General features: G+C 34.5%; 19 protein-coding genes and 2 pseudogenes. 8 read left to right on the forward strand and 13 right to left on the reverse strand.

Annotated elements, in window-relative coordinates; all coding sequences use genetic code 11:
• Positions 1-2 precede the first annotated feature (2 nt).
• A complete protein-coding gene (locus tag AAGD84_RS02215) occupies positions 3-1,328 on the reverse strand; it encodes an IS4 family transposase (RefSeq protein ID WP_341817859.1) in 1,326 nt (441 codons plus the stop codon).
• Positions 1,329-1,419: 91 nt separating this feature from the next.
• Between AAGD84_RS02215 and AAGD84_RS02220 the strand changes: the two are divergent.
• Positions 1,420-1,646, forward strand: a pseudogene (locus AAGD84_RS02220) (transposase); the annotation flags it as partial.
• Positions 1,647-1,674: 28 nt separating this feature from the next.
• On the opposite strand, the pseudogene AAGD84_RS02225 reads toward AAGD84_RS02220, so the two are convergent.
• The 3 genes and pseudogenes from AAGD84_RS02225 to AAGD84_RS02235 form a co-directional block, all read right to left on the reverse strand.
• Positions 1,675-1,809, reverse strand: a pseudogene (locus AAGD84_RS02225) (type IV secretion system protein VirB2); the annotation flags it as partial.
• 215 nt (positions 1,810-2,024) lie between these two features.
• Positions 2,025-2,381, reverse strand: coding sequence for a TrbC/VirB2 family protein (locus AAGD84_RS02230; protein ID WP_285520239.1), 357 nt, complete (start codon positions 2,379-2,381; stop codon positions 2,025-2,027).
• A 215-nt stretch (positions 2,382-2,596) separates the two neighbouring features.
• The gene (locus AAGD84_RS02235) at positions 2,597-2,953 is read right to left on the reverse strand and encodes a TrbC/VirB2 family protein (protein WP_264723088.1); all 357 of its coding nucleotides are present in this window, start codon (positions 2,951-2,953) and stop codon (positions 2,597-2,599) included.
• A gap of 135 nt (positions 2,954-3,088) precedes the next feature.
• On the opposite strand from AAGD84_RS02235, the gene AAGD84_RS02240 reads away from it, so the two are divergent.
• The 5 genes from AAGD84_RS02240 (at position 3,089) to AAGD84_RS02260 (ending at position 9,852) form a co-directional block, all read left to right on the forward strand.
• Positions 3,089-3,904, forward strand: coding sequence for a YihY/virulence factor BrkB family protein (locus AAGD84_RS02240; protein ID WP_264723087.1), 816 nt, complete (start codon positions 3,089-3,091; stop codon positions 3,902-3,904).
• Positions 3,891-4,646 carry an SDR family oxidoreductase gene (locus tag AAGD84_RS02245; protein ID WP_341818096.1) on the forward strand — a complete coding sequence of 252 codons (756 nt, stop codon included), beginning with the start codon at positions 3,891-3,893 and terminating at the stop codon, positions 4,644-4,646. Before AAGD84_RS02240 ends, AAGD84_RS02245 begins: the two co-directional genes overlap by 14 nt.
• 779 nt (positions 4,647-5,425) lie before the next feature.
• The gene (gene carB / locus AAGD84_RS02250) at positions 5,426-8,881 is read left to right on the forward strand and encodes a carbamoyl-phosphate synthase large subunit (protein ID WP_341818097.1); all 3,456 of its coding nucleotides are present in this window, start codon (positions 5,426-5,428) and stop codon (positions 8,879-8,881) included.
• A 376-nt stretch (positions 8,882-9,257) separates the two neighbouring features.
• Positions 9,258-9,518, forward strand: a complete 261-nt coding sequence (locus AAGD84_RS02255) for an IS110 family transposase (protein ID WP_010082049.1) — start codon at positions 9,258-9,260, stop codon at positions 9,516-9,518.
• The gene (locus AAGD84_RS02260) at positions 9,475-9,852 is read left to right on the forward strand and encodes a hypothetical protein (protein WP_341818098.1); all 378 of its coding nucleotides are present in this window, start codon (positions 9,475-9,477) and stop codon (positions 9,850-9,852) included. Before AAGD84_RS02255 ends, AAGD84_RS02260 begins: the two co-directional genes overlap by 44 nt.
• A 175-nt stretch (positions 9,853-10,027) precedes the next feature.
• On the opposite strand, the gene AAGD84_RS02265 is transcribed toward AAGD84_RS02260, so the two are convergent.
• The 9 genes from AAGD84_RS02265 to AAGD84_RS02305 all read right to left on the reverse strand — a co-directional run bounded on the left by AAGD84_RS02265 (position 10,028) and on the right by AAGD84_RS02305 (position 15,821).
• Positions 10,028-11,008 (reverse strand): SGNH/GDSL hydrolase family protein, encoded by a 981-nt coding sequence (locus AAGD84_RS02265; protein WP_341818099.1) that lies wholly within the window; start codon positions 11,006-11,008, stop codon positions 10,028-10,030.
• Between the two features lie 140 nt (positions 11,009-11,148).
• Positions 11,149-13,101 carry an RNA polymerase sigma factor RpoD gene (rpoD, locus tag AAGD84_RS02270; protein WP_341818100.1) on the reverse strand — a complete coding sequence of 651 codons (1,953 nt, stop codon included), beginning with the start codon at positions 13,099-13,101 and terminating at the stop codon, positions 11,149-11,151.
• A 138-nt stretch (positions 13,102-13,239) separates the two neighbouring features.
• A complete protein-coding gene (locus tag AAGD84_RS02275; RefSeq protein ID WP_006279706.1) occupies positions 13,240-13,551 on the reverse strand; it encodes a cation:proton antiporter subunit C in 312 nt (103 codons plus the stop codon).
• The gene (locus AAGD84_RS02280; protein ID WP_006279705.1) at positions 13,548-13,967 is read right to left on the reverse strand and encodes a Na(+)/H(+) antiporter subunit B; all 420 of its coding nucleotides are present in this window, start codon (positions 13,965-13,967) and stop codon (positions 13,548-13,550) included. Before AAGD84_RS02280 ends, AAGD84_RS02275 begins: the two co-directional genes overlap by 4 nt.
• Positions 13,960-14,487, reverse strand: a complete 528-nt coding sequence (locus tag AAGD84_RS02285; protein WP_341818101.1) for a DUF4040 domain-containing protein — start codon at positions 14,485-14,487, stop codon at positions 13,960-13,962. Before AAGD84_RS02285 ends, AAGD84_RS02280 begins: the two co-directional genes overlap by 8 nt.
• A 1-nt stretch (position 14,488) precedes the next feature.
• Complete coding sequence (mnhG, locus tag AAGD84_RS02290; RefSeq protein ID WP_006279703.1) at positions 14,489-14,776, reverse strand: monovalent cation/H(+) antiporter subunit G; 288 nt, start codon at positions 14,774-14,776, stop codon at positions 14,489-14,491.
• A 6-nt stretch (positions 14,777-14,782) separates the two neighbouring features.
• The gene (locus AAGD84_RS02295; RefSeq protein ID WP_007548527.1) at positions 14,783-15,028 is read right to left on the reverse strand and encodes a monovalent cation/H+ antiporter complex subunit F; all 246 of its coding nucleotides are present in this window, start codon (positions 15,026-15,028) and stop codon (positions 14,783-14,785) included.
• Between the two features lie 28 nt (positions 15,029-15,056).
• Positions 15,057-15,464: a DNA-directed RNA polymerase subunit omega gene (gene rpoZ, locus AAGD84_RS02300; RefSeq protein WP_341818102.1), complete on the reverse strand. Its 408-nt coding sequence runs from the start codon at positions 15,462-15,464 to the stop codon at positions 15,057-15,059.
• A gap of 60 nt (positions 15,465-15,524) precedes the next feature.
• Positions 15,525-15,821: a helix-turn-helix domain-containing protein gene (locus AAGD84_RS02305; protein ID WP_012673420.1), complete on the reverse strand. Its 297-nt coding sequence runs from the start codon at positions 15,819-15,821 to the stop codon at positions 15,525-15,527.
• A gap of 436 nt (positions 15,822-16,257) precedes the next feature.
• Between AAGD84_RS02305 and purE the strand changes: the two genes are divergently transcribed.
• Complete coding sequence (purE, locus tag AAGD84_RS02310) at positions 16,258-16,749, forward strand: 5-(carboxyamino)imidazole ribonucleotide mutase (RefSeq protein WP_264723080.1); 492 nt, start codon at positions 16,258-16,260, stop codon at positions 16,747-16,749.
• A gap of 7 nt (positions 16,750-16,756) precedes the next feature.
• On the forward strand, positions 16,757-18,574 hold the full coding sequence (gene mutL / locus AAGD84_RS02315) for a DNA mismatch repair endonuclease MutL (RefSeq protein WP_341818103.1): 1,818 nt from the start codon (positions 16,757-16,759) through the stop codon (positions 18,572-18,574).
• Positions 18,575-19,258: the final 684 nt, after the last annotated feature.

Consider the following 19,258-nt stretch of genomic DNA (forward strand, 5'->3'; position numbering starts at 1 on the left):
AGTTAAGAGATTGTGAGCAAATTTAGAGAGGTTAAAGTGGATACTCTAGCCCTTCTACGTTTGTCTTTTAATGAAAATCGCGACCAAGTTATAGTGAGTTTTTTAAGAAATACTTTTAAACTATTAATCTTGGTTAATACTAAAAATAACTCTCTAACCCGTCTTTTTAGCTCAATAAATGCCTTTGTTAAGCTAAGTTCTGTATTCTTTTTCACTTCTGTGCAACCAACTATGCCGTGAAATATAAGAATTGCGCACAATTTAGCATATAGTTCACATAATACTCTGCATGGCTTTCCTTTTAGCTTATCAAGTCTGATATGGCTTTTATACAATTTAAATAATAACTCAATTTGCCACCTTACTCTGTAAATCGTTAATACTTGCTCAGCACTAATTTTATTTTCTGGAACATTAGTTATAAATATTGACCAGTTCAACAATTTTTGATTTCTTTTAGAGGATGTATATCCCTGCGATCTTGCTAATCTATTAGCTTTCCTTCTTCTGGCTATAGACTGTTCTTCAGTTAGTTTCTGACATATAATTCTTACTCTAATTTTTGCTTCTTTTCCTAACAATACCTCGTTTTCTAAAAATAACTTATCCTCTAAACATTCTAATAACTCCATTTTTTGATTTGTTTCTACATCATATACGTTGGTATCGGATTTATAACGACTTATGAAATAAGCTCCTATTTCATTGATTTGTTTAAAAGAACTTGGCACAAAATAACCGAGATCAGATATTAGCAAATCATTGCTTGATATATTACTTAAATGTTTCCTATATCCCTGGTCTGATCTTATTCCCTCCGTTAAATTAAGTTGGTCTATTATCTGATTCATGTAATCGAAAACTAATTGTAACTTTATTCCAGACTTAGTATTGCTTTCATAGCCACTGTAGCTAGTACCATAACCTTTATACATCTCTTCCATACTGTTAGGTAGAGTAATATAGCTACTGTCCAATAATTTAACACTATTAAATTGCTGTAAGATTTTGCAATCAACTTGCAAGATATTTTTAAAGAGAACCACAGATTCATTATACATCCTTTTCATAAATTCCACTGCTTCTTCAGTAAATCTAAAATCCAAACCTTGTTTTGTTATATCTATCGAGTCCTCGTTTAGTAATTGACACATTGTTTCTACGCTACAATTATCAACTCCTATATTACCCAAGACCATGGCTTTTACGAATGATGAACCTTTTAGCTTTCTCTTTCTTTTTATAAACCTTGTTGTAATTGAGATTTTCTCTGCTTTTTCATTAAAAAATTCTTTGAGCTTTTTTGATAAGCAAGTTATTTTATTCATTGGTTCTCTCACTAAAAGTATATCTGGGAGAACTTATACCTTATTATTCTATCTCTTTCATACCTTTATTTCCTTAACTTGACGCGTATGGATCTTGGAACCTGGACAGACTGTCATTCTTGACAATGCTACTTTTCATAAGTCTGATAAGATTATCGAGCTTGCTAAAGGGGTTGGTGCAGAAATTTTGTATCTGCCGCCTTATTCTCCAGATTTCAACAAAATTGAGCATCATTGGTTTGCTATAAAAAACAGAGCCAGGAAAAAATTCCTCTATTCGAATCCTTTCGTCGTGCTGTTGATTCTGCCTTCCTATGACCTGTTCGGACTATTATGAGAAATGCTATATCTTGCATATCACTGATGATGTTGTATCACTTTCATCAACAAAAACGGTGTTGGTGGTGCCACCACTAGTATTAGCATTTGCATCAAACGCAAAGGAGAGAATTAACGCCACAAGTAGAAGAAAATTTTTCATTACGCCTCCTATAATTTCTGTTTCATGTTTGATTATCTATCGCTTTGATTAAATTTAAGTAAATGGTGAGGGTTCTAGTAAATTTGTCATCCTATCAGTTTATAAAAATTCCCGGATCTCAGTGTTATTCACTTGGACAACATTTATACAATTGTGGAATATGGTGCTCCTTTAAGAAGCACCGTTTAGCTAATGCTTTTCTAAATCTGCAGCGCCTATTTTTTACACGCTCCTGTACTTGTATCCCAGTTGGTACCATCAGGGCAAGCAGTTGCACCATTTTTACAAATCACACCGCCTGGTACTATTTTTGAAACAACTACAGGTGCACCAAAAAACACAGCAGTAAATGCACCGAGTGCAAAAAGCGCTGGCCACGGCATTCTGCCAAATATTGCAAGCAATGCTGCACCAATTATTACTATTGTGATCATCGGTCCACCTATGCCGTGAGTATAGCCTACTATTTTGCATATTGTGTTTGACGTTGCGTCATCAGTAACACTGCTAGCAAAAACATTATCAAATGCAAAGGAGAGAATTAACGCCACAAGTAGAAGAAAATTTTTCATTACGCCTCCTATAATTTCTGTTTCATGTTTGATTATCTATCGCTTTGATTAAATTTAAGTAAATGGTGAGGGTTCTAGTAAATTTGTCATCCTATCAGTTTATAAAAATTCCCGGATCTCAGTGTTATTCACTTGGACAACATTTATACAATTGTGGAATATGGTGCTCCTTTAAGAAGCACCGTTTAGCTAATGCTTTTCTAAATCTGCAGCGCCTATTTTTTACACGCTCCTGTACTTGTATCCCAGTTGGTACCATCAGGGCAAGCAGTTGCACCATTTTTACAAATCACACCGCCTGGTACTATTTTTGAAACAACTACAGGTGCACCAAAAAACACAGCAGTAAATGCACCGAGTGCAAAAAGCGCTGGCCACGGCATTCTGCCAAATATTGCAAGCAATGCTGCACCAATTATTACTATTGTGATCATCGGTCCACCTATGCCGTGAGTATAGCCTACTATTTTGCATATTGTGTTTGACGTTGCGTCATCAGTAACACTGCTAGCAAAAACATTATCAAATGCAAAGGAGAGAATTAAAGCCACAAGTAGAAGAAATTTTTTCATTACGCCTCCATAATTTCTATTTAACGCTGGATTATTCTTCACTTTGATTAAATTTAAGTAAACGGTGAGGATTTTTTTGCTTAAAAATATATTTGATTTCATTTAGAATACTTTTCTTGGTTCGTTTATATTACAGTGCTACAGAAATTTTACAGCATCGTTTATTGCCTTTATCGTGCTTTGATTGACACAATTTATAATGATGGAGTGGAGCACGCAGGGTATTTGTCATTTTTAATCCTGTTATCGATATTTCCTTTTCTCATCGTTTTAATGGCTGTGGCGTCAACATTTGCAAATTTTTTAGACCAGTACAACATTGGCTGGGTATTTATCATTGATAACATGCCACAGGATATTTTATCATCTTTGATGCCGCGTATTAGGGAGATAATATCAGGCCCGCCGCAAAGCTTACTAACTTTAGCAATTGTAGGTGCTGTTTGGACCGCTTCATCGACAATTGAAGGGCTTAGAACAATACTCAATAAGGCCTATAAAGTTCCGGTTTCGCCGCCTTATATATTAAGAAGAGTACTAAGTATATTACAATTTTTAGTAATCACGCTTATTATAACTCTAACTATAGTGTTCTCTACATTAGTGCCAATGCTAATTGATTTTTCCTATCAGGGACTAAGTTACACTAAATACCTACTCATTGAATTTGTACTTTTCACAGTAGTCTCTTGGCTATATTTTATGTTGCCAAACATAAAACAAAATTTATCAGACGTATTTCCTGGATCTTGTGTAGCTGTTATTCTTTGGACGATTTCTGCTTCAGCTTTTAAGCAATACTTAAAAGCTTCCTTTGACCAACTGGATTTGATATATGGAAGTTTAGGTGGTGTGGTAGTGTCATTACTATTTTTTTATATGCTAAGTTTGATTTTTATATATGGAGCAAAATTCAATTTTCAGCTAAAATATTTCAATGGATCTCGCTAAGGAGAAAGAAATGAGTAAGTTAGAAGGTAAAGTAGCTTTAATCACCGGAGCTTCAGGTGAAATAGGCTCTGCTGTTGCAAAAAGGTTTATAAGAGAAGGTGCATGTGTGATTCTGATTTCAAGATCTCTTGATAATCTCAAGCCACTATATAATGAAATTGAAGAGCTTGAAGAATTTAAAGAAGGCTCTGTGAAACTAATTCAGCTTGATCTTTTAGACTTTGAGAATGTAAAGATACTGACAAACATGATAGAAAGCCTGAAATTATCAGAATCTGGAGCACTTGATATATTAGTTGCGTGTGCTGGAATTTTAGGCAAACTGAACCCCATTCATGACTGTGAGATTGAAGAGCTACAGAACGTAATGAATACAAATTTTACTGCCAATTGGTACTTACTAAAAAACTTAGATCCAATGCTAAAAAAGTCTAATGCTGGAAGAGCGATATTCATGACCTCAGAAGTGACACTTTCTCCTTCCTCTTATCCATATTGGATGCCGTATGCTGCAGGTAAAGTTGCACTAGAAATAATGGTGCAGATATATGCATCTGAGACAAAACATACAAAATTATGTGTAAATGCTGTATATCCAGAAGGACCTGTGGGTAGTGAGCAGGCATTTCCTGGATCTGAATTGGTGTCACCTGATAAACTAACAGATAAATTTGTGGAATTAGCTTCTGAAGACTGCAGCATATCAGGAAAAATCTTACCGCTCAGCAAATCTCCCGAATAAATTACCATAGTATCTGCAAAGATACCGTTAAGCCCACAACTGTATGAACATTGTGATTTGAGAGTAATCTCCACTAGGAAGGATGTCATCCCAGTGCCTCTATGGTGTCATTCCAGTGCTTGACACTGGAATCTAGTCTTTATTATGCAGCCACTTATTTAAAGTTAAGTTTTCTGGATCCCAGACGGCTTTGTTGCATCGCTAGCTATGATGGATTAAAGATAAAAAAGATAGGGAATATCAGTAGCTTATTATTCTGGTATTTATAACAAGAACGGTCAATGAATACCTAAATTTGAGTAAAAGAAATTTCACTACCATTTACCAATCCGGCTAAAATTCAAGAATTTCAATGCTTTAGCTATTTTCAATAGAATTAAATTTATTAATATAAATAACAAATTACTATTCTTAAATTTGATCAGATTGATTGCAAAAAAACAAGATTTTCAATAGGTTGCTTATAATCCTAACTATAGTTAGCCTTTCATAAGTAGCGATGCAACAAAGCCATCCCAGACTGGGATGACACCTCTGGGCACTGCCGTCATAAAGGAACCAGTGTCAGCTACTTGAATGACATCATTTGCTGTGCAATTTACCTTCAAAAATGAATGTTTGTACAGCTGTGTGTCAAGCACTGGAATCTGCCACGCAAATTGCAATGTTCGTACAGTTATGCGTCAAGCCTAAAAGTAATTAGCTAATAGGTTTAATAAAAATTCACATATACAGGAAAGATTGGTAACATTACTTGAATAGAGACCGTTATTGTAATTATGCCGAAACGCACAGATATAGAATCTATATTAGTAATAGGAGCAGGCCCAATAGTTATAGGTCAGGCATGCGAGTTTGATTATTCCGGAACGCAAAGCTGTAAAGTATTAAAAAGCGAAGGTTATAAAGTCATTTTGGTTAACTCCAACCCCGCAACTATAATGACAGATCCTGAATTCTCTGATGCAACTTATATTGAGCCGGTACTGCCTGAAATCATAGAGAAAATTATAATTAAGGAGATGCCAGATGCAATATTGCCAACAATGGGCGGGCAAACAGCACTCAATTGCGCAATAAAACTTGCAGATGATGGAGTGTTAGACAAATACAATGTAGAATTAATAGGAGTAAATAGAGAAGCAATAAAAAAAGCAGAGGATAGAGAGTTATTCCGTCAGTCCATGGATAGAATAGGACTGAAATACCCCAAAAGTATCATTATAAAAAATCAAGAACAAATAAAAAAGGCTTTGGACTACGTTGGATTACCAGCAATCATCCGTTCATCATTCACTCTTGGTGGCGCAGGTAGTGGCATAGCATATAATAAAGAGGAGTTTTTTAATATCGCAGAAAGTGCTCTCAAAATTTCGCCAATAAATGAAGTTCAGATAGATGAATCAATTATCGGCTGGAAAGAATATGAAATGGAAGTTATCCGCGATTGTAAAGATAACTGCATAATAGTCTGTTCGATAGAAAATGTTGATCCGATGGGAGTGCACACTGGGGATAGCATAACTGTTGCTCCTGCTTTGACTCTGTGTGACGTAGAATACCAACAGATGAGAAATGCATCTATAGCAGTGCTGAGAGAAATTGATGTTAGTGCCGGAGGTGCAAATGTTCAGTTTGCAGTGAATCCTAAAGAAGATGGAAGCCTCGTTGTAATTGAAATGAATCCAAGGGTTTCTCGCTCTTCTGCACTTGCCTCAAAAGCAACAGGTTATCCTATTGCAAAAGTTGTAACTAAACTTGCTATTGGCTATTCACTCGATGAAATACGTAACGACTGCGCTCCAATAATACCAGCAGCATTCGAACCAGTGATTGATTATATCGTCACTAAAATCCCTCGATTTGAGTTTGAGAAATTTAAGGGAACGAATTGTGAACTATCAACCTCCATGAAATCAGTGGGAGAAGTAATGTCTATAGGCCGCACTTTTAATGAGTCACTGCAGAAAGCTTTTCGTTCACTTGAAACTGATCTTACAGGACTTGATGAAGTGTTTCCTGAGAACATTGATATTGATCACGTAAAATCTCAATTAGCAAAATTGCTACCAAACAGATTACTGATTGCTGCTGACGCAATGCGCCACGGAATTAGCATAGAAGAAATAAATTCGATTACAGGATATGACTTATGGTTTCTGCAAAATATACAGCAAATTATATTAACTGAACAAAAAATCAAGGAAAATGGATTTCCTGGAACTGCGTACGAAATGTTAGAGCTGAAAAAAATGGGATTTTCAGATGCAAGATTAGCAAAGTTAAGTAATAGACCTACCTCTGTCATTCCAGTACCCTCTAATGTCATCCCAGTGCGTGACACTGGGATCCAGCCAGCGTTACACGCTGGAGATCGAGTAAAACAAATCGAAGAAATAAGAAAAAAATTTGGCATTAAACAAGTTTATAAACGCGTAGACACCTGTGCAGCTGAGTTTGAATCAAGCACTGCTTATATGTATGGCTGCTATGAGGGTGATGTTGAAAATAAAACGGAATGTGAGGCGAATATTTCTGACCGAGAAAAGGTTGTCATTTTAGGAAGTGGTCCAAATCGCATTGGTCAAGGTATTGAGTTTGATTATGCATGCGTACATGCAGCTTCTGCCGCCAAAGAAATGGGGTATGAAACAATAATGATCAACTGTAATCCCGAAACTGTCTCAACTGACTACGATACCGCTGATCGTTTATATTTTGCACCACTCATTGCAGAGGATGTGCTTGAAATACTAAGTAAAGAGCAAGAAAATGGCACACTGGTTGGTGTAATAGTTCAAATAGGCGGTCAAACACCTTTAAAGTTAGCCAAAGTGCTTAACGAGAGAGGTTTCAAAATTCTGGGAACTTCGTTTGATTCTATTGACCTTGCAGAAGATCGCATGAGGTTTAAAAACCTTGCTTTGCAACTTAATTTAAAACAACCTGAAAATTCTATCTGCCATTCAGTAGAAGAAGCGTTAACCAACGCAGAAAAGGTGGGGTTTCCACTAGTAGTCAGGCCATCATATGTCCTCGGCGGTCAGTCTATGTCGATTAGACACGATACTCAGAGCTTTAAAGAGTACGTCTTAGATCAAACTAAAATCTTTGAGCATGGTTCGCTGCTTCTTGATAAATTTTTAGTCAATGCAGTTGAGGTTGACGTTGATGCTGTATGTGATGGGGAAAAAGTTTTCATTGCAGCGGTCATGGAGCATATTGAAGAAGCTGGTATCCACTCTGGTGATTCAACATGCTCAATACCGACAAATACATTGAGTGACGAAGTAATAAAAGAGATTAAGCTACAAACTGAAAGAATAGCTCTTGCACTAGAAGTGAAAGGTCTGATAAACATTCAGTTTGCTGTTCAAGAGAATAGACCTCTTGCAGAACCTGTTTGTGATGAGAAATTTTTAGAAAAAGTGCAGATGAGCACCACAGAATACTCGAATGTATTTGAGGAGCGCAGACAAGCTTTGACGACAAAATTGCCTTCAGAAATCGAGTTATGCAAGAGGTCTAGTGATGTATACATACTTGAAGTGAATCTAAGGGCTAGTCGCACAGTTCCTTTTATTTCCAAAGTAATTAACATCCCTATTGCAAAACTTGCCACTCAAGTTATTTTGGGTAAAAAATTGAATCAGGAAAACGAGCCTTTCAATCATTTTGCAGTTAAAGCTGCTGTTTTTCCATTCACGCGCTTTTCGGGAATTGATATTCTACTTGGTCCTGAAATGAAATCAACAGGAGAAGTGATGGGAATTGACTCATCTTTCGAAGCTGCACTTGCAAAAGTGCATATGGCTGCGGGATACAAGTTACCAACAGAAGGAGCAGCTCTGGTTTCAGTAAAAGATGATGATAAAGAGTATATATTGCCTGTTGTACGAATGTTGAAAGAACTGAGTTTTGAAATATATGCAACCAAAGGTACAGCTTCTTATCTGAATAATAATGGCATTGCTGCACAAACTGTAAATAAAGTGAGAGAAGGCAGACCCCACATAGTTGATATGCTCAAAGATGGAAAAATAAATCTAGTGATCAATACTTCAAAAGGTGTGAAATCAGTCTCAGATAGCAAAGATATCAGGAGAACTGCTATTTTGCAAAATATAGCTTACAGTACCACAGCTTCTGGGAGTAAAGCGTTAGTGCTTGCAATTCAATATGTAAAGAATAGCAAATTGGAAGTGAAATCATTACAGCAGATACAAAACGTTTAAATATCAAAACTAGAATAATTCACTCTCAAAATGCTAAAGAGAACATAATAAAAAGATGGAAATTTTGAAGGAAATAGTATACCTAAAGAATCAACTAGCGTAATTGAACAGCCAAATGCTACAACGAATACTCCACAATCTTACCTAGAGGACACTTCCCTTATATGTTAAGAACAAGTCTTTATAAATATCAAAGTAGTGATATTAAAGACACACAGAGAAGAGGAACCGTCACGCCCCTTGATTATAAGAATCGTTGTTCAGCAAGGTTCTCTTCTCTGGTTTATTATACTGAAAGTTCCGAACAACTGATTGAGCTTTTAGGCTCGTATATAAGGCTGGAAAATGCAGTATATGTTATTATTACGGAGGAATTATGAATTCATCAAATATTATTGCTGGCATTGATGTTAGCAAAAGTAAATTAGATCTCCACATTCACCCACTTGAGCATTATAAAATATTTGAAAACAATGTACAATCCATTGATGAAATGCTGGACTTTTTACGTTTGCATAATGTAACCAAAATTGGTCTTGAGGCAACTGGTGGATACGAAAAATTATGTGCCTATACTTTACTAAGCAATGGTTTTGAGGTGTACGTCATTCAACCAAGGTGGGAGAGACTATGCTAAAAGCCTTGGTATTACTACAAAAACTGATAAAATAGACTGCAGTATCATCTCACGTTATATTAATAATACAGATATGCGTGTTACTCCTTTAACAGTTAGTAATGGTAATATTGATTGCTTGAAACAAAAATTATCTCGTAGAAACCAACTTGTAGAAATAGCAAAAATACAAAAAACCCAAATCCAACAGGTAACTGATACATCTATAATCAAACAAATAGAGGAACTTCTTGCAATTTTACGTAATCAAATTAAAACTTTAGAAGATGAAATGATTACATTTATCGATCAAAACCAAGGGCTTAAAAGAAAATATATATCAATAACTATATAGTAGCGGGATGACGGTTTTTCAAATTGTCGGTAAATCTAAGTCAGTTTAGCTATAGGCAGCAATTTTCTGTATTTATTTTAAATTGAAGAAAGCTCAAATGAAAGATCGTGTTTTGCTAAAAATCACAGAATGCAGTCTGGTTACTATTTAAAAGGATATGTTCAAAAAAACTGTGTCAAATCAACTCATACACTTCATTACCAACTTCATGATGAAGTTCCGCAGTTGGATGGAAATAATCAAAAAAGAAATAATCCTTTAGTGTTTCTTTGCTACACCCAGGGTTATAGTGAACGTCAAGTTCCCCTTTAAATATCAACTTTAAGAGTATTTTTATATTTTCTTTAAATCTCCCAACTTGGTCTGCAATGTTCGATGTGCATGCATCTTGACAATTTAAACCTTTGCTCTTGTATTCGCTAAGCATACTTTTCATTTTAGAGTTAAGATCAAATGCTTTGATTTCAAGATCTGTACTTTTCTTCATACAATCTAAGCCATTAGCCAATTTTGCATTGAAACTCTCTGTGAGCTTTGTAGCTAGTTCCCTTGCTTCTTCATCTCTATTAAAAGCTGGTATTGAGCCAACTTCAGGTGCATTTGCAACAACTACATGCTTAACACCATGTTCATTTAGAACCTTAAGTGCATTACATATTTCACTCACTGCTTGTTCCAACACTTCTTCCGCTTTAGTATCGTCATAAGCAGTGGCAACCATAACATCATTTCCGCCGATTATGATGCAAAATAAATCTTCTTTACCTATATCTGGATGATGTTTAATTACCGCATCTAGCTGGTTAGCTAAACGAAATTTATTGAAGAAATAAGAAAAAATAGGGTCAAAAATTTCAGATGCTGTTGCATATGAAACTGCGTAATTCTGACCTTGCTGTTCGTGGCATCTCCCAAAAAATGAATAACTCCACCCAGGTTTAAATTCATCTAAATCTAAATATTTTGCTATATATTCAACAGCAGTAGGGCCATTGCTAAAAGATCTTCCTTGATAAAAAGGATCATCAAATTTTACGCTTTTTGCAAAGGATAAATTATTTAAAATTCCAATGATTGCGCCATTATCGGATAAGCTATCACCCAGAACATAAAAATTTCTATACTTTGAATTAGAATTGTCATTTTTGTTTGTCATAATATTTACCGTAGATTAGCATGTTGTTTCATTAGATTCATAGAAAAAGAAAAATAGCGGTGAAATTATACAACTTTGGCCTAACTTGCTCTCCACTTTTTCCGGGCAAAATCAGCTTCTTCTTAACTTGACACGTATACTTAAAAGAACCCTCTAAGTTTTCTAGCACGGCTTGGATGTTTCAACTTGCGCAGTGCTTTTGCCTCTATTTGCCTAATTCTCTCACGTGTTACATTAAAAATTTTTCCTACTTCTTCTAAGGTATGTTCCTTCCCATCTTTACCAAGGCCAAAACGCATTCTTAAAATTCTTTCTTCCTTTGGTGTTAAAGTTGCAAGAACATTGGTTGTAATGCCACGCAAGTCAGCAAGTATTGCAGCATCCTCTGGCCTGGAGACTCGCTTGTCTTCTATACAATCACCAAAGGTACTACTATCATCTTTTCCTGTTGGAGCTTCAAGACTTACTGGATCCCTTGCTATTTTCATAACTTTGCGTGTTCTTTCCAGTGGCATTGTCAGTTCTACACTCAATTCCTCTAACGTCGGCTCTCTTCCCATCTCATGAGTCATCTTTCTTAATGCTCTGTTGATTTTACTGATAATTTCCACCATATGAACTGGTATTCTAACTACTTTAGACTGCTCAGGTATTGCTCTAGTGATTGATTGTCTTACCCACCAAGTGCCATAAGTTGAAAATTTATATCCACGTTTGTAATCAAACTTATCCACGGCCTTCATAAGACCAATATTGCCTTCTTGTATCAAATCAAGCAGATCAAGGCCTCTTTTTGAATACTTCTTAGCAATGGAAACTACTAGCCTTAAGTTAGCCTTAATCATTTCTTGCTTTGCTTCAGAGACTTCTCGTTCGTGTTTTTGTATTCTCTTGATTAGCTCCTTAAATTCTTGTACGTTATCTTCCTGTATATGCTGCTTAATACCGTTCAAGGTACTAGCTATATGTTCAGAGTTATCGTCTATAAACCTTAAAAATTTGTTTTTTAATTCACCTGTAAAAGAGGACTGATTTTCATTGATCTTTAAAAGACTTATCTTTTTCAATTCGTGCTTTAAAAGCACGTCATCATAAACTTTATAGAAACTTTCTCTATCGATATCGTATTTTCTAGCCTCAGCAATAAGATTAGCCTCTTCAAGCGTAATGGATCTATTTATCTTATAAAGTTCTTGTGTAATTCTGGCAACAGCAGCATCACTTAACTTAATTTGTAATGCTATAGACCATATTTGATTATACAAATTTTCTAGCTCATTAGAGAAATTTTTAGAATTTTTTCTTAATATCAACGCTTCATTTGTTAAAGTAATTATCTCATCCAATGCAACTATGACCTTTGGCAATAAGTCACTTTCCATTTCAAGAATAGAAACATTTAAATTGACTGAACTTATATCTTCATTATTACCGTCTTTCTCATCATCACTTTTTTTACTATCTTTCTCATCATCACTACAGTACTCAGCATCTTCAGAAACATCCTCAGAATCCTCAACATCTTCAGCACTTTCTTTACTCTCTTCACTTTCTTCTTTGGGTACCACATTAAAATCAGAGTTATAAATTGCATCCAGATCTATAATTTCTCTCAGTAAGAGAGCTCCATTACTTAAATCATCACGCCATACTTTTATCACCTTTAATGTTACTGATGTTTCAATTATTGCACGTAACATGTTATGCTTTTCAGATTCAATTTTTTTTGCTATCTCGATTTCATCTGCCCTTGATAAAAGCTTTACGGAGCTCATGTCTTGTAAATAAATCCTCACTGGATCATCATTTTGTACTAAAGTTGCAGTAACATTTGGCGATGTGTCATCATCATCAAGTTTACTATCATCACTGTTGGAAGGAATATCTTCTTCATCTTCGCTACTTTCAAGCACATTAATTCCGGAATCCTGCAATAAAGATATAGCATCATCTATAAAGTCAGACGAAAAATTTTCATCTGATAATTTATCATTTATATCATCAAAGGTGATAAAACCACCCTTTTTTATACTCTTAGTTACCAGATCTTTGATAATTTTTTTCTTATCTTCTGCATCATTAATAGTTGACATCATTACCTTTATAGTTTATAATTTTATTTCTTATTAACAAACAAACTTACAACGAGCAAGTCTATAATTTTACTTTTAACTTGTGGCTATTTGTTACTTCATATAGTTTAAGATACTGTTAATTTATGTACACTTGTCTTAATCGATTGTTCCATACTTTTCTTCCATTTTTACTGCTATGGATAATCCAACTGAAAATGTTGCAATTCCAACCACTATAGCAGTAAGCATTAAAACATGGGGTATAGGATTGCTATATGAATAAAAATTTGAAACCAATATAGGAGGCAAGGAACTTTTTATATATCCTAGAGATATGTAAAATAACAAAACAGATGCTTGGAAGACGCTTACCCCTATCATTTTCTTGATTAAATTTTTATCGTTTATAATAATATATAAACCTAGCACCATTAATACAATAATAATCGTATAATTATATAAAGTCATTGTTTTTTCCTACGAGCAAAATTTATATATATAATTAACATAGAGGAGCAGACAGTAAATGCTACACCTAATTCCACCAAAAAAATACCTAATTTTTGACCGGTTCTATTATTGGTTAACAAGATATCATAAGATAAAAAATTTTGGCCAAGTAAAGTTGTTGCAACGCCCGTTCCTCCATAAATTAAAATACCTAACACGTTAGTCAATCTAATCACAGAATAAGGTATTGCTTTTAGAGTTGTAGATACACCAAATAGCATTGAATATAATATTATCCCGGAGGCAATAATTATTCCTGCTTGAAAACCTCCACCCGGAGTGTAATCACCGTGAAATTGTATGTATAAACCAAATAAAATGATAAAAGGTATCATCAAAAATGTTACTGCATTTAATATCGGATCTTTAATCATTTTCTTTTTCTTCTTTTAATATCAACGTTATACAAAGCGCAGCAGTAAAAACTACTATAGTTTCTCCAAACGTGTCATAACCACGAAAGCTTGCCAAAATAGCTGTCACTATATTAGGAATACCGGTAGCTTTTTCGGTATTTTCCACATAATAAGGAGCAAAATGCAAGTGGATCGGAGCATTGTGGCTGCCAAAATCTGGCAATTGAATCATAAAATATGACAAACATACAGTCAGAAATAACATAAAAAAAAGCGTTATAGAGTTATGAGATAGATTTACTTTATGATTCTTTATCAAGGAGAGTGCTGCAAACGTAAAAACTGTACTGAGCCCCGCACCAACAGAAGCTTCAGTAATTGCAACATCAGGTGCATTCATAATTAAGTATATAAGCGCAATCAGTGAACTAAATACACACATTAGAACAGCACTTACGACTAAATGTCGCGAGAAAACTATAAAAACCGTAACTGTTAGTAACAACAAAAGTAACACTACATTTAATATTTCTAACACCTTAGCCTTCTTTAACAGTTTTTTTCTTAACTTTATAATGAGTGCGCGCTAAAATATAGCTATTAGTTGAGTTAGCTACCCATATTATAAAAATTAATAATACTATTTTAACAGTATTGATTGAAAATCCATTCTGCAAAGCAAAACCAATTAACAATAACGTTGCACCGCTAGAATCTGTAATACCTGCTGCATGTAACCTAGTATAGAAATCAGGAAATCTGATCACCCCTATATTTGAAATAATTATCAAACAAATACCTAAAAATATGAAAATGGATCCTATCATAAATTATCAAAACAACATTAATCTCATTAGTGCTATAGTTGATATAAAGCTAACGCTAGCATACAACAATGCTATATCAATTAAAAAAAAATTATTCAGAATGATTGATATTGCTGTTATAAGTACAACTACTTGCGTTGAGAAATTATTGAACGCTAAAACCTTATTGTACACATCATTTGACTTAGACACTATGCAACACAACATTACACTCATACAGAACAACAGTGTATAGATAGCAATGCAAATCATTTAAAGACTATGTGACTTCAGTAGATTTCTAAACGGATACTTTTTCATCGCCATCTTGATCATTTATTTCATCATCTATTTCACCATCCACTTCATAATCTTGGCTTTCTTGACTTGCATCAAGATCTGTGTTATCAGAAAAATTTAATAAATTCGCTAGCTTACTTGTATTACTGCTGTAAACATTATTCATATTTCCTTTCATGTATTCCTTGCATCTACCTACCAAAAGGCTAAACAGCTCATGAGTATCCACCTGTTTTCCTGCTATTTCATGTAAGGAAACTATGGTATTTTTATGACCTTTAAACTTAGCTGCTTGAATTGGATTACTTGCCCCTGTATTTAAATCATGTGTTCTTTGACTTGCCAACAGAACCAATTTGAAACGGTTACTTACCCGTTCTATACACTTTTCTACAACAGACTCAGCCATAAGATACTACCTTAATAAGTTTTATACTATATCACAAAAAACAAGTTGTCAACTTTGTATCTATTGCGATTCAACTTCATGTTTTACTTTTTCTGCCTCAGATTTTATTTCTTGGCTTTCTGTCATCGTGATTGTTATCTCATGATCAAGTTTTTTTAGAAATCCTAACAATCGCTCTAAAGAAAAACCATCTATTTTACCATTTTTAATTTGCGATACCTTTGGCTGATCAATACCAAGTTTCTCAGCTGCAAAAGCCTGAGTCCAAGCATTTTTTTCTACAATTTTATTTATTATATAAAGCAACTTTGTTTTTATTCCTGCACTGTCTAAGTTATTTAACGATATTATTTCCATAATTCTTACACTCACATATCAATTAACTTTATTAAATATTATAACATAATATTTAATATACCAAGATATTAATATCATGTAACTTGTCAATAATTATATGATATCAATATTTAAAACTTTAAGTTGATTATATATTAATATTTTTATCAAATTTCTAGTAATTTTAAATTACCATTTTACCATCAGTCTATCTGAAAAAACCATTTATAGAAAGAACAAGCTAAGATTACAAAGCTTGAAATACAAAAATAATTATTTTATAAATTTATCTTACATAAGAAGTTTATATCTCTATATCTTAATATAAATATTTATTTAAATTTTTAAAATTTCTATTTTAACGAGAATTCTATATATTATATTTATAATATAATTTAAATATTTGTTGCTTTTTAGCTGGAACATTATTTAGTTAGTAAGTAAAATTGTGTTGAATATGACAAAAATAAAAAAAGATGTTGCTGTTATTATGGGAAGTGAGTCAGATTACACCACTATGGTCCATACTGTTGATATGTTAAAAGCATTAGAAATTTCACATGATATATTCATAATATCTGCACATAGAACACCAGAAAGGCTCTTCAATTTTGCTAAATCTGCACAAGAAGAAGGTTTTAAGGTTATTATAGCTGGTGCAGGAGGTGCAGCTCATTTACCTGGTATGGTTGCGTCACTAACTTGTTTACCAGTTATCGGCGTTCCTGTGCATAGTAAACAATTAAATGGGCTGGACAGTCTACTCTCTATAGTTCAAATGCCAAAGGGTGTTCCAGTTGCAACCATGTCTATAGGAGAAAATGGAGCATATAATGCTGCCATTACCGCCGTATCTATATTGTCAATTTCTAACAGTGAAATTGCAGGTAGGTTAAAAAAGTGGAGAGAGAAGCAGACCAAAGAAGTAAAAGAAAAACCAGTTTCATAATAAATCTATGGCAATAATTCTTTTAGACACAAAAACCATAAACCGTATAGCAGCGGGGGAGGTAATAGAAAGGCCAGCAAGTGTAGTAAAGGAATTAGTGGAAAATGCAATAGATGCTGGAAGTTTAGAAATAGAGATCAAAATAGAAAGTGGTGGGCGTAACCTTATTATTGTGACAGATGATGGTAACGGAGTAGAAAAAAACGATTTAGAACTTGCGTTTATGCGCCATGCTACTTCAAAATTGAGCGACAATGAGTTGATAGAAATCAAGCATCTTGGCTTTAGAGGAGAAGCTCTGCCTTCAATAGCAGCAGTAAGTAGGATAAAATTATCGTCTAAGGCAAGAGAAGCAAATGAAGCATGGTCTATAAGTTATGAGGGTGGAGAGAAAATAGGGGAGCAAACTCCTTACTCTTTATCACAAGGCACACATATTGAAGTACGAGATTTATTTTTTGCCACTCCAAATAGACTAAAATTTCTAAAAACTGAAAGAGCAGAAACTCAAAGCATTGTTGATATTGTAAATAACCTAGCAATGATTAACTATCATATAGGGTTTACTCTCACTTCAGGTAATAAAAAGCTCTTAAAATACGCTAAGCAGACTTCGTTATTTCATAGATTGTGTGAAGTAGAAGAAGAATTTCAGGGCAGTTCTCTGGAGATTAATGAAGAAGAAGACGGCATTAAACTTACGGGACACATCTGTAAACCGACCGTCAATCGTGGTAAGTCAACTCAGATCTATACGTTTGTTAATGGAAGGCCAATCAAAGATAATCTACTTATTGGCGCAGTTAGGTATGCATATCATGATTTTATTCCAAGCGATAGGTATCCTTTCGCAGCGTTACATTTAGAGATACCTTATGATCAAGTAGATGTAAACGTGCATCCAAATAAGTCAGAAGTAAGGTTTCAGAATAAGAAGCTCATATATGAGATAATGACAAGAGGATTAATTAAAGCATTGTCAAGAAGGATAGGCACCTTTCCAGCGCATGACCAGAAAATGGATTCAACATTGCCAGATCCTTTTGATAAACCTGATGTTCAAAATGAAAGAAGGCCAAGTCCTTTTGAAAATCAACTAATAAAAGAATTTGCTTCTCCAAATGAAAGAGTAAAAAGCTTATCAGAACAGTCAAAATCGTTTGATTATACCGGCATACAGAAATTACCATCACAAGCGGAGACTATGGTTCTAGAAAAAAAGGTGTTAGAGCAAGTTGATTTGATAGAGAGCCACCCGCTCGGGTTTGCACGCTGTCAGGTCTATAATACTTACATTATTGCCGAGGTAAGGGACAAATTGATTATAGTCGATCAGCATGCAGCCCACGAAAGATTAGTATATGAATGCTTAAAACAAAAATCAAATGTAAAAAGACAAAAACTACTTCTTCCTGAAACGGTTGAAATCAAAAATCAAGCCGGAATGGAGATGATTGAAGTTTATAAAGATAAGTTATTTGAAATGGGTTTTGATATTGAGATCAAATCAGAAAATAAAGTGATAGTAAAAGAAATCCCTGCAATTTTGGGAGCAATAGATGTGAAAGAGATGCTAATTAATATAGTCGATAGATTAACGGAAATAGAAGATACATTGCCAGTAGAAGATAAAGTGAACAAAATATTGGCCACTATCGCTTGTCATGGATCAATTAGAGCGGGTAGAAAAATGAGGTTAGATGAAATGAATGAGCTGCTGAGACAAATGGAAAAAACCCCATATTCCGGGCAATGCAACCACGGAAGACCAACTTATATAGAAATGAAACTCAGTGATATTGAAAAACTTTTTGAGCGTAGGTAATGAGGTTGCCATAAATATGTAAGTGCTCTTTCCTCGTCATCCAAGTAGCTCATAGAAACGGATTAAACGAAAAAACTTCCTTGACAAACTCCGTCAGCCCCCTTATCATGAAAGTGAAGCTATTTATTTATCTTCTCTGTACAGATTAAATGACAAAAAAACTCACGAATCTGGCGTCTCATGTTTAATTTTTTGCACTATGTGCACCTTATGTCTTTATAAAATTCTAGGTTTTTACCTAATATAAGCTAAAATGCGCTTATAAAGCATTTAAAACATAAAAAAACGCCAACTTAAAAAATGGATAGTGAATAATTAGCTACCCTAGGGTTTCTTTTGTCTTTTTTTCTGTTTAGTAAATTTCTTAAACATTTATGACTAAAGGTTAGTTGCATTAAAAAGCAGCTAAATCGCGGTTATTAAGCGTTTAGAATAAAAAAACGCCATACTTGAAAGTATAATGTAAGTAATTAGCCAACCACGGGGCTTCTTTTGCCTTTTTTTTCGCTTAGTAAATTTCTTAATGTTTATAGCTAAACGACAACCGTCATCCCGCTACGTGTTAGCGGGATCTCTTGTTAGCGCCGCGGCGGTATGACGTCTCGCTTGCAACCTATAGCTTTGTCATTCCAGTGCTCCTTTTTTTGTCATCCCAGTGCCTTGACTATTTGGATCCAGAAAACT

Source organism: Wolbachia endosymbiont (group A) of Andrena fulva (assembly GCF_964026815.1).
GTDB lineage: Bacteria > Pseudomonadota > Alphaproteobacteria > Rickettsiales > Anaplasmataceae > Wolbachia > Wolbachia pipientis.

Bases quoted from the DNA above. Each gene is read 5' to 3' on its own strand.
- carB (WP_341818097.1), top strand. From the start codon at position 5,426: ATGCCGAAACGCACAGATATAGAATCTATATTAGTAATAGGAGCAGGC.
- rpoD (WP_341818100.1), bottom strand. From the start codon at position 13,101: ATGTCAACTATTAATGATGCAGAAGATAAGAAAAAAATTATCAAAGAT.
- AAGD84_RS02255 (WP_010082049.1), top strand. From the start codon at position 9,258: ATGAATTCATCAAATATTATTGCTGGCATTGATGTTAGCAAAAGTAAA.
- AAGD84_RS02245 (WP_341818096.1), top strand. From the start codon at position 3,891: ATGGATCTCGCTAAGGAGAAAGAAATGAGTAAGTTAGAAGGTAAAGTA.
- AAGD84_RS02265 (WP_341818099.1), bottom strand. From the start codon at position 11,008: ATGACAAACAAAAATGACAATTCTAATTCAAAGTATAGAAATTTTTAT.
- AAGD84_RS02215 (WP_341817859.1), bottom strand. From the start codon at position 1,328: ATGAATAAAATAACTTGCTTATCAAAAAAGCTCAAAGAATTTTTTAAT.
- rpoZ (WP_341818102.1), bottom strand. From the start codon at position 15,464: ATGGCTGAGTCTGTTGTAGAAAAGTGTATAGAACGGGTAAGTAACCGT.
- AAGD84_RS02230 (WP_285520239.1), bottom strand. From the start codon at position 2,381: ATGAAAAATTTTCTTCTACTTGTGGCGTTAATTCTCTCCTTTGCATTT.
- AAGD84_RS02235 (WP_264723088.1), bottom strand. From the start codon at position 2,953: ATGAAAAAATTTCTTCTACTTGTGGCTTTAATTCTCTCCTTTGCATTT.
- mnhG (WP_006279703.1), bottom strand. From the start codon at position 14,776: ATGATAGGATCCATTTTCATATTTTTAGGTATTTGTTTGATAATTATT.
- mutL (WP_341818103.1), top strand. From the start codon at position 16,757: ATGGCAATAATTCTTTTAGACACAAAAACCATAAACCGTATAGCAGCG.
- purE (WP_264723080.1), top strand. From the start codon at position 16,258: ATGACAAAAATAAAAAAAGATGTTGCTGTTATTATGGGAAGTGAGTCA.
- AAGD84_RS02280 (WP_006279705.1), bottom strand. From the start codon at position 13,967: ATGATTAAAGATCCGATATTAAATGCAGTAACATTTTTGATGATACCT.
- AAGD84_RS02305 (WP_012673420.1), bottom strand. From the start codon at position 15,821: ATGGAAATAATATCGTTAAATAACTTAGACAGTGCAGGAATAAAAACA.
- AAGD84_RS02275 (WP_006279706.1), bottom strand. From the start codon at position 13,551: ATGACTTTATATAATTATACGATTATTATTGTATTAATGGTGCTAGGT.
- AAGD84_RS02295 (WP_007548527.1), bottom strand. From the start codon at position 15,028: ATGATTTGCATTGCTATCTATACACTGTTGTTCTGTATGAGTGTAATG.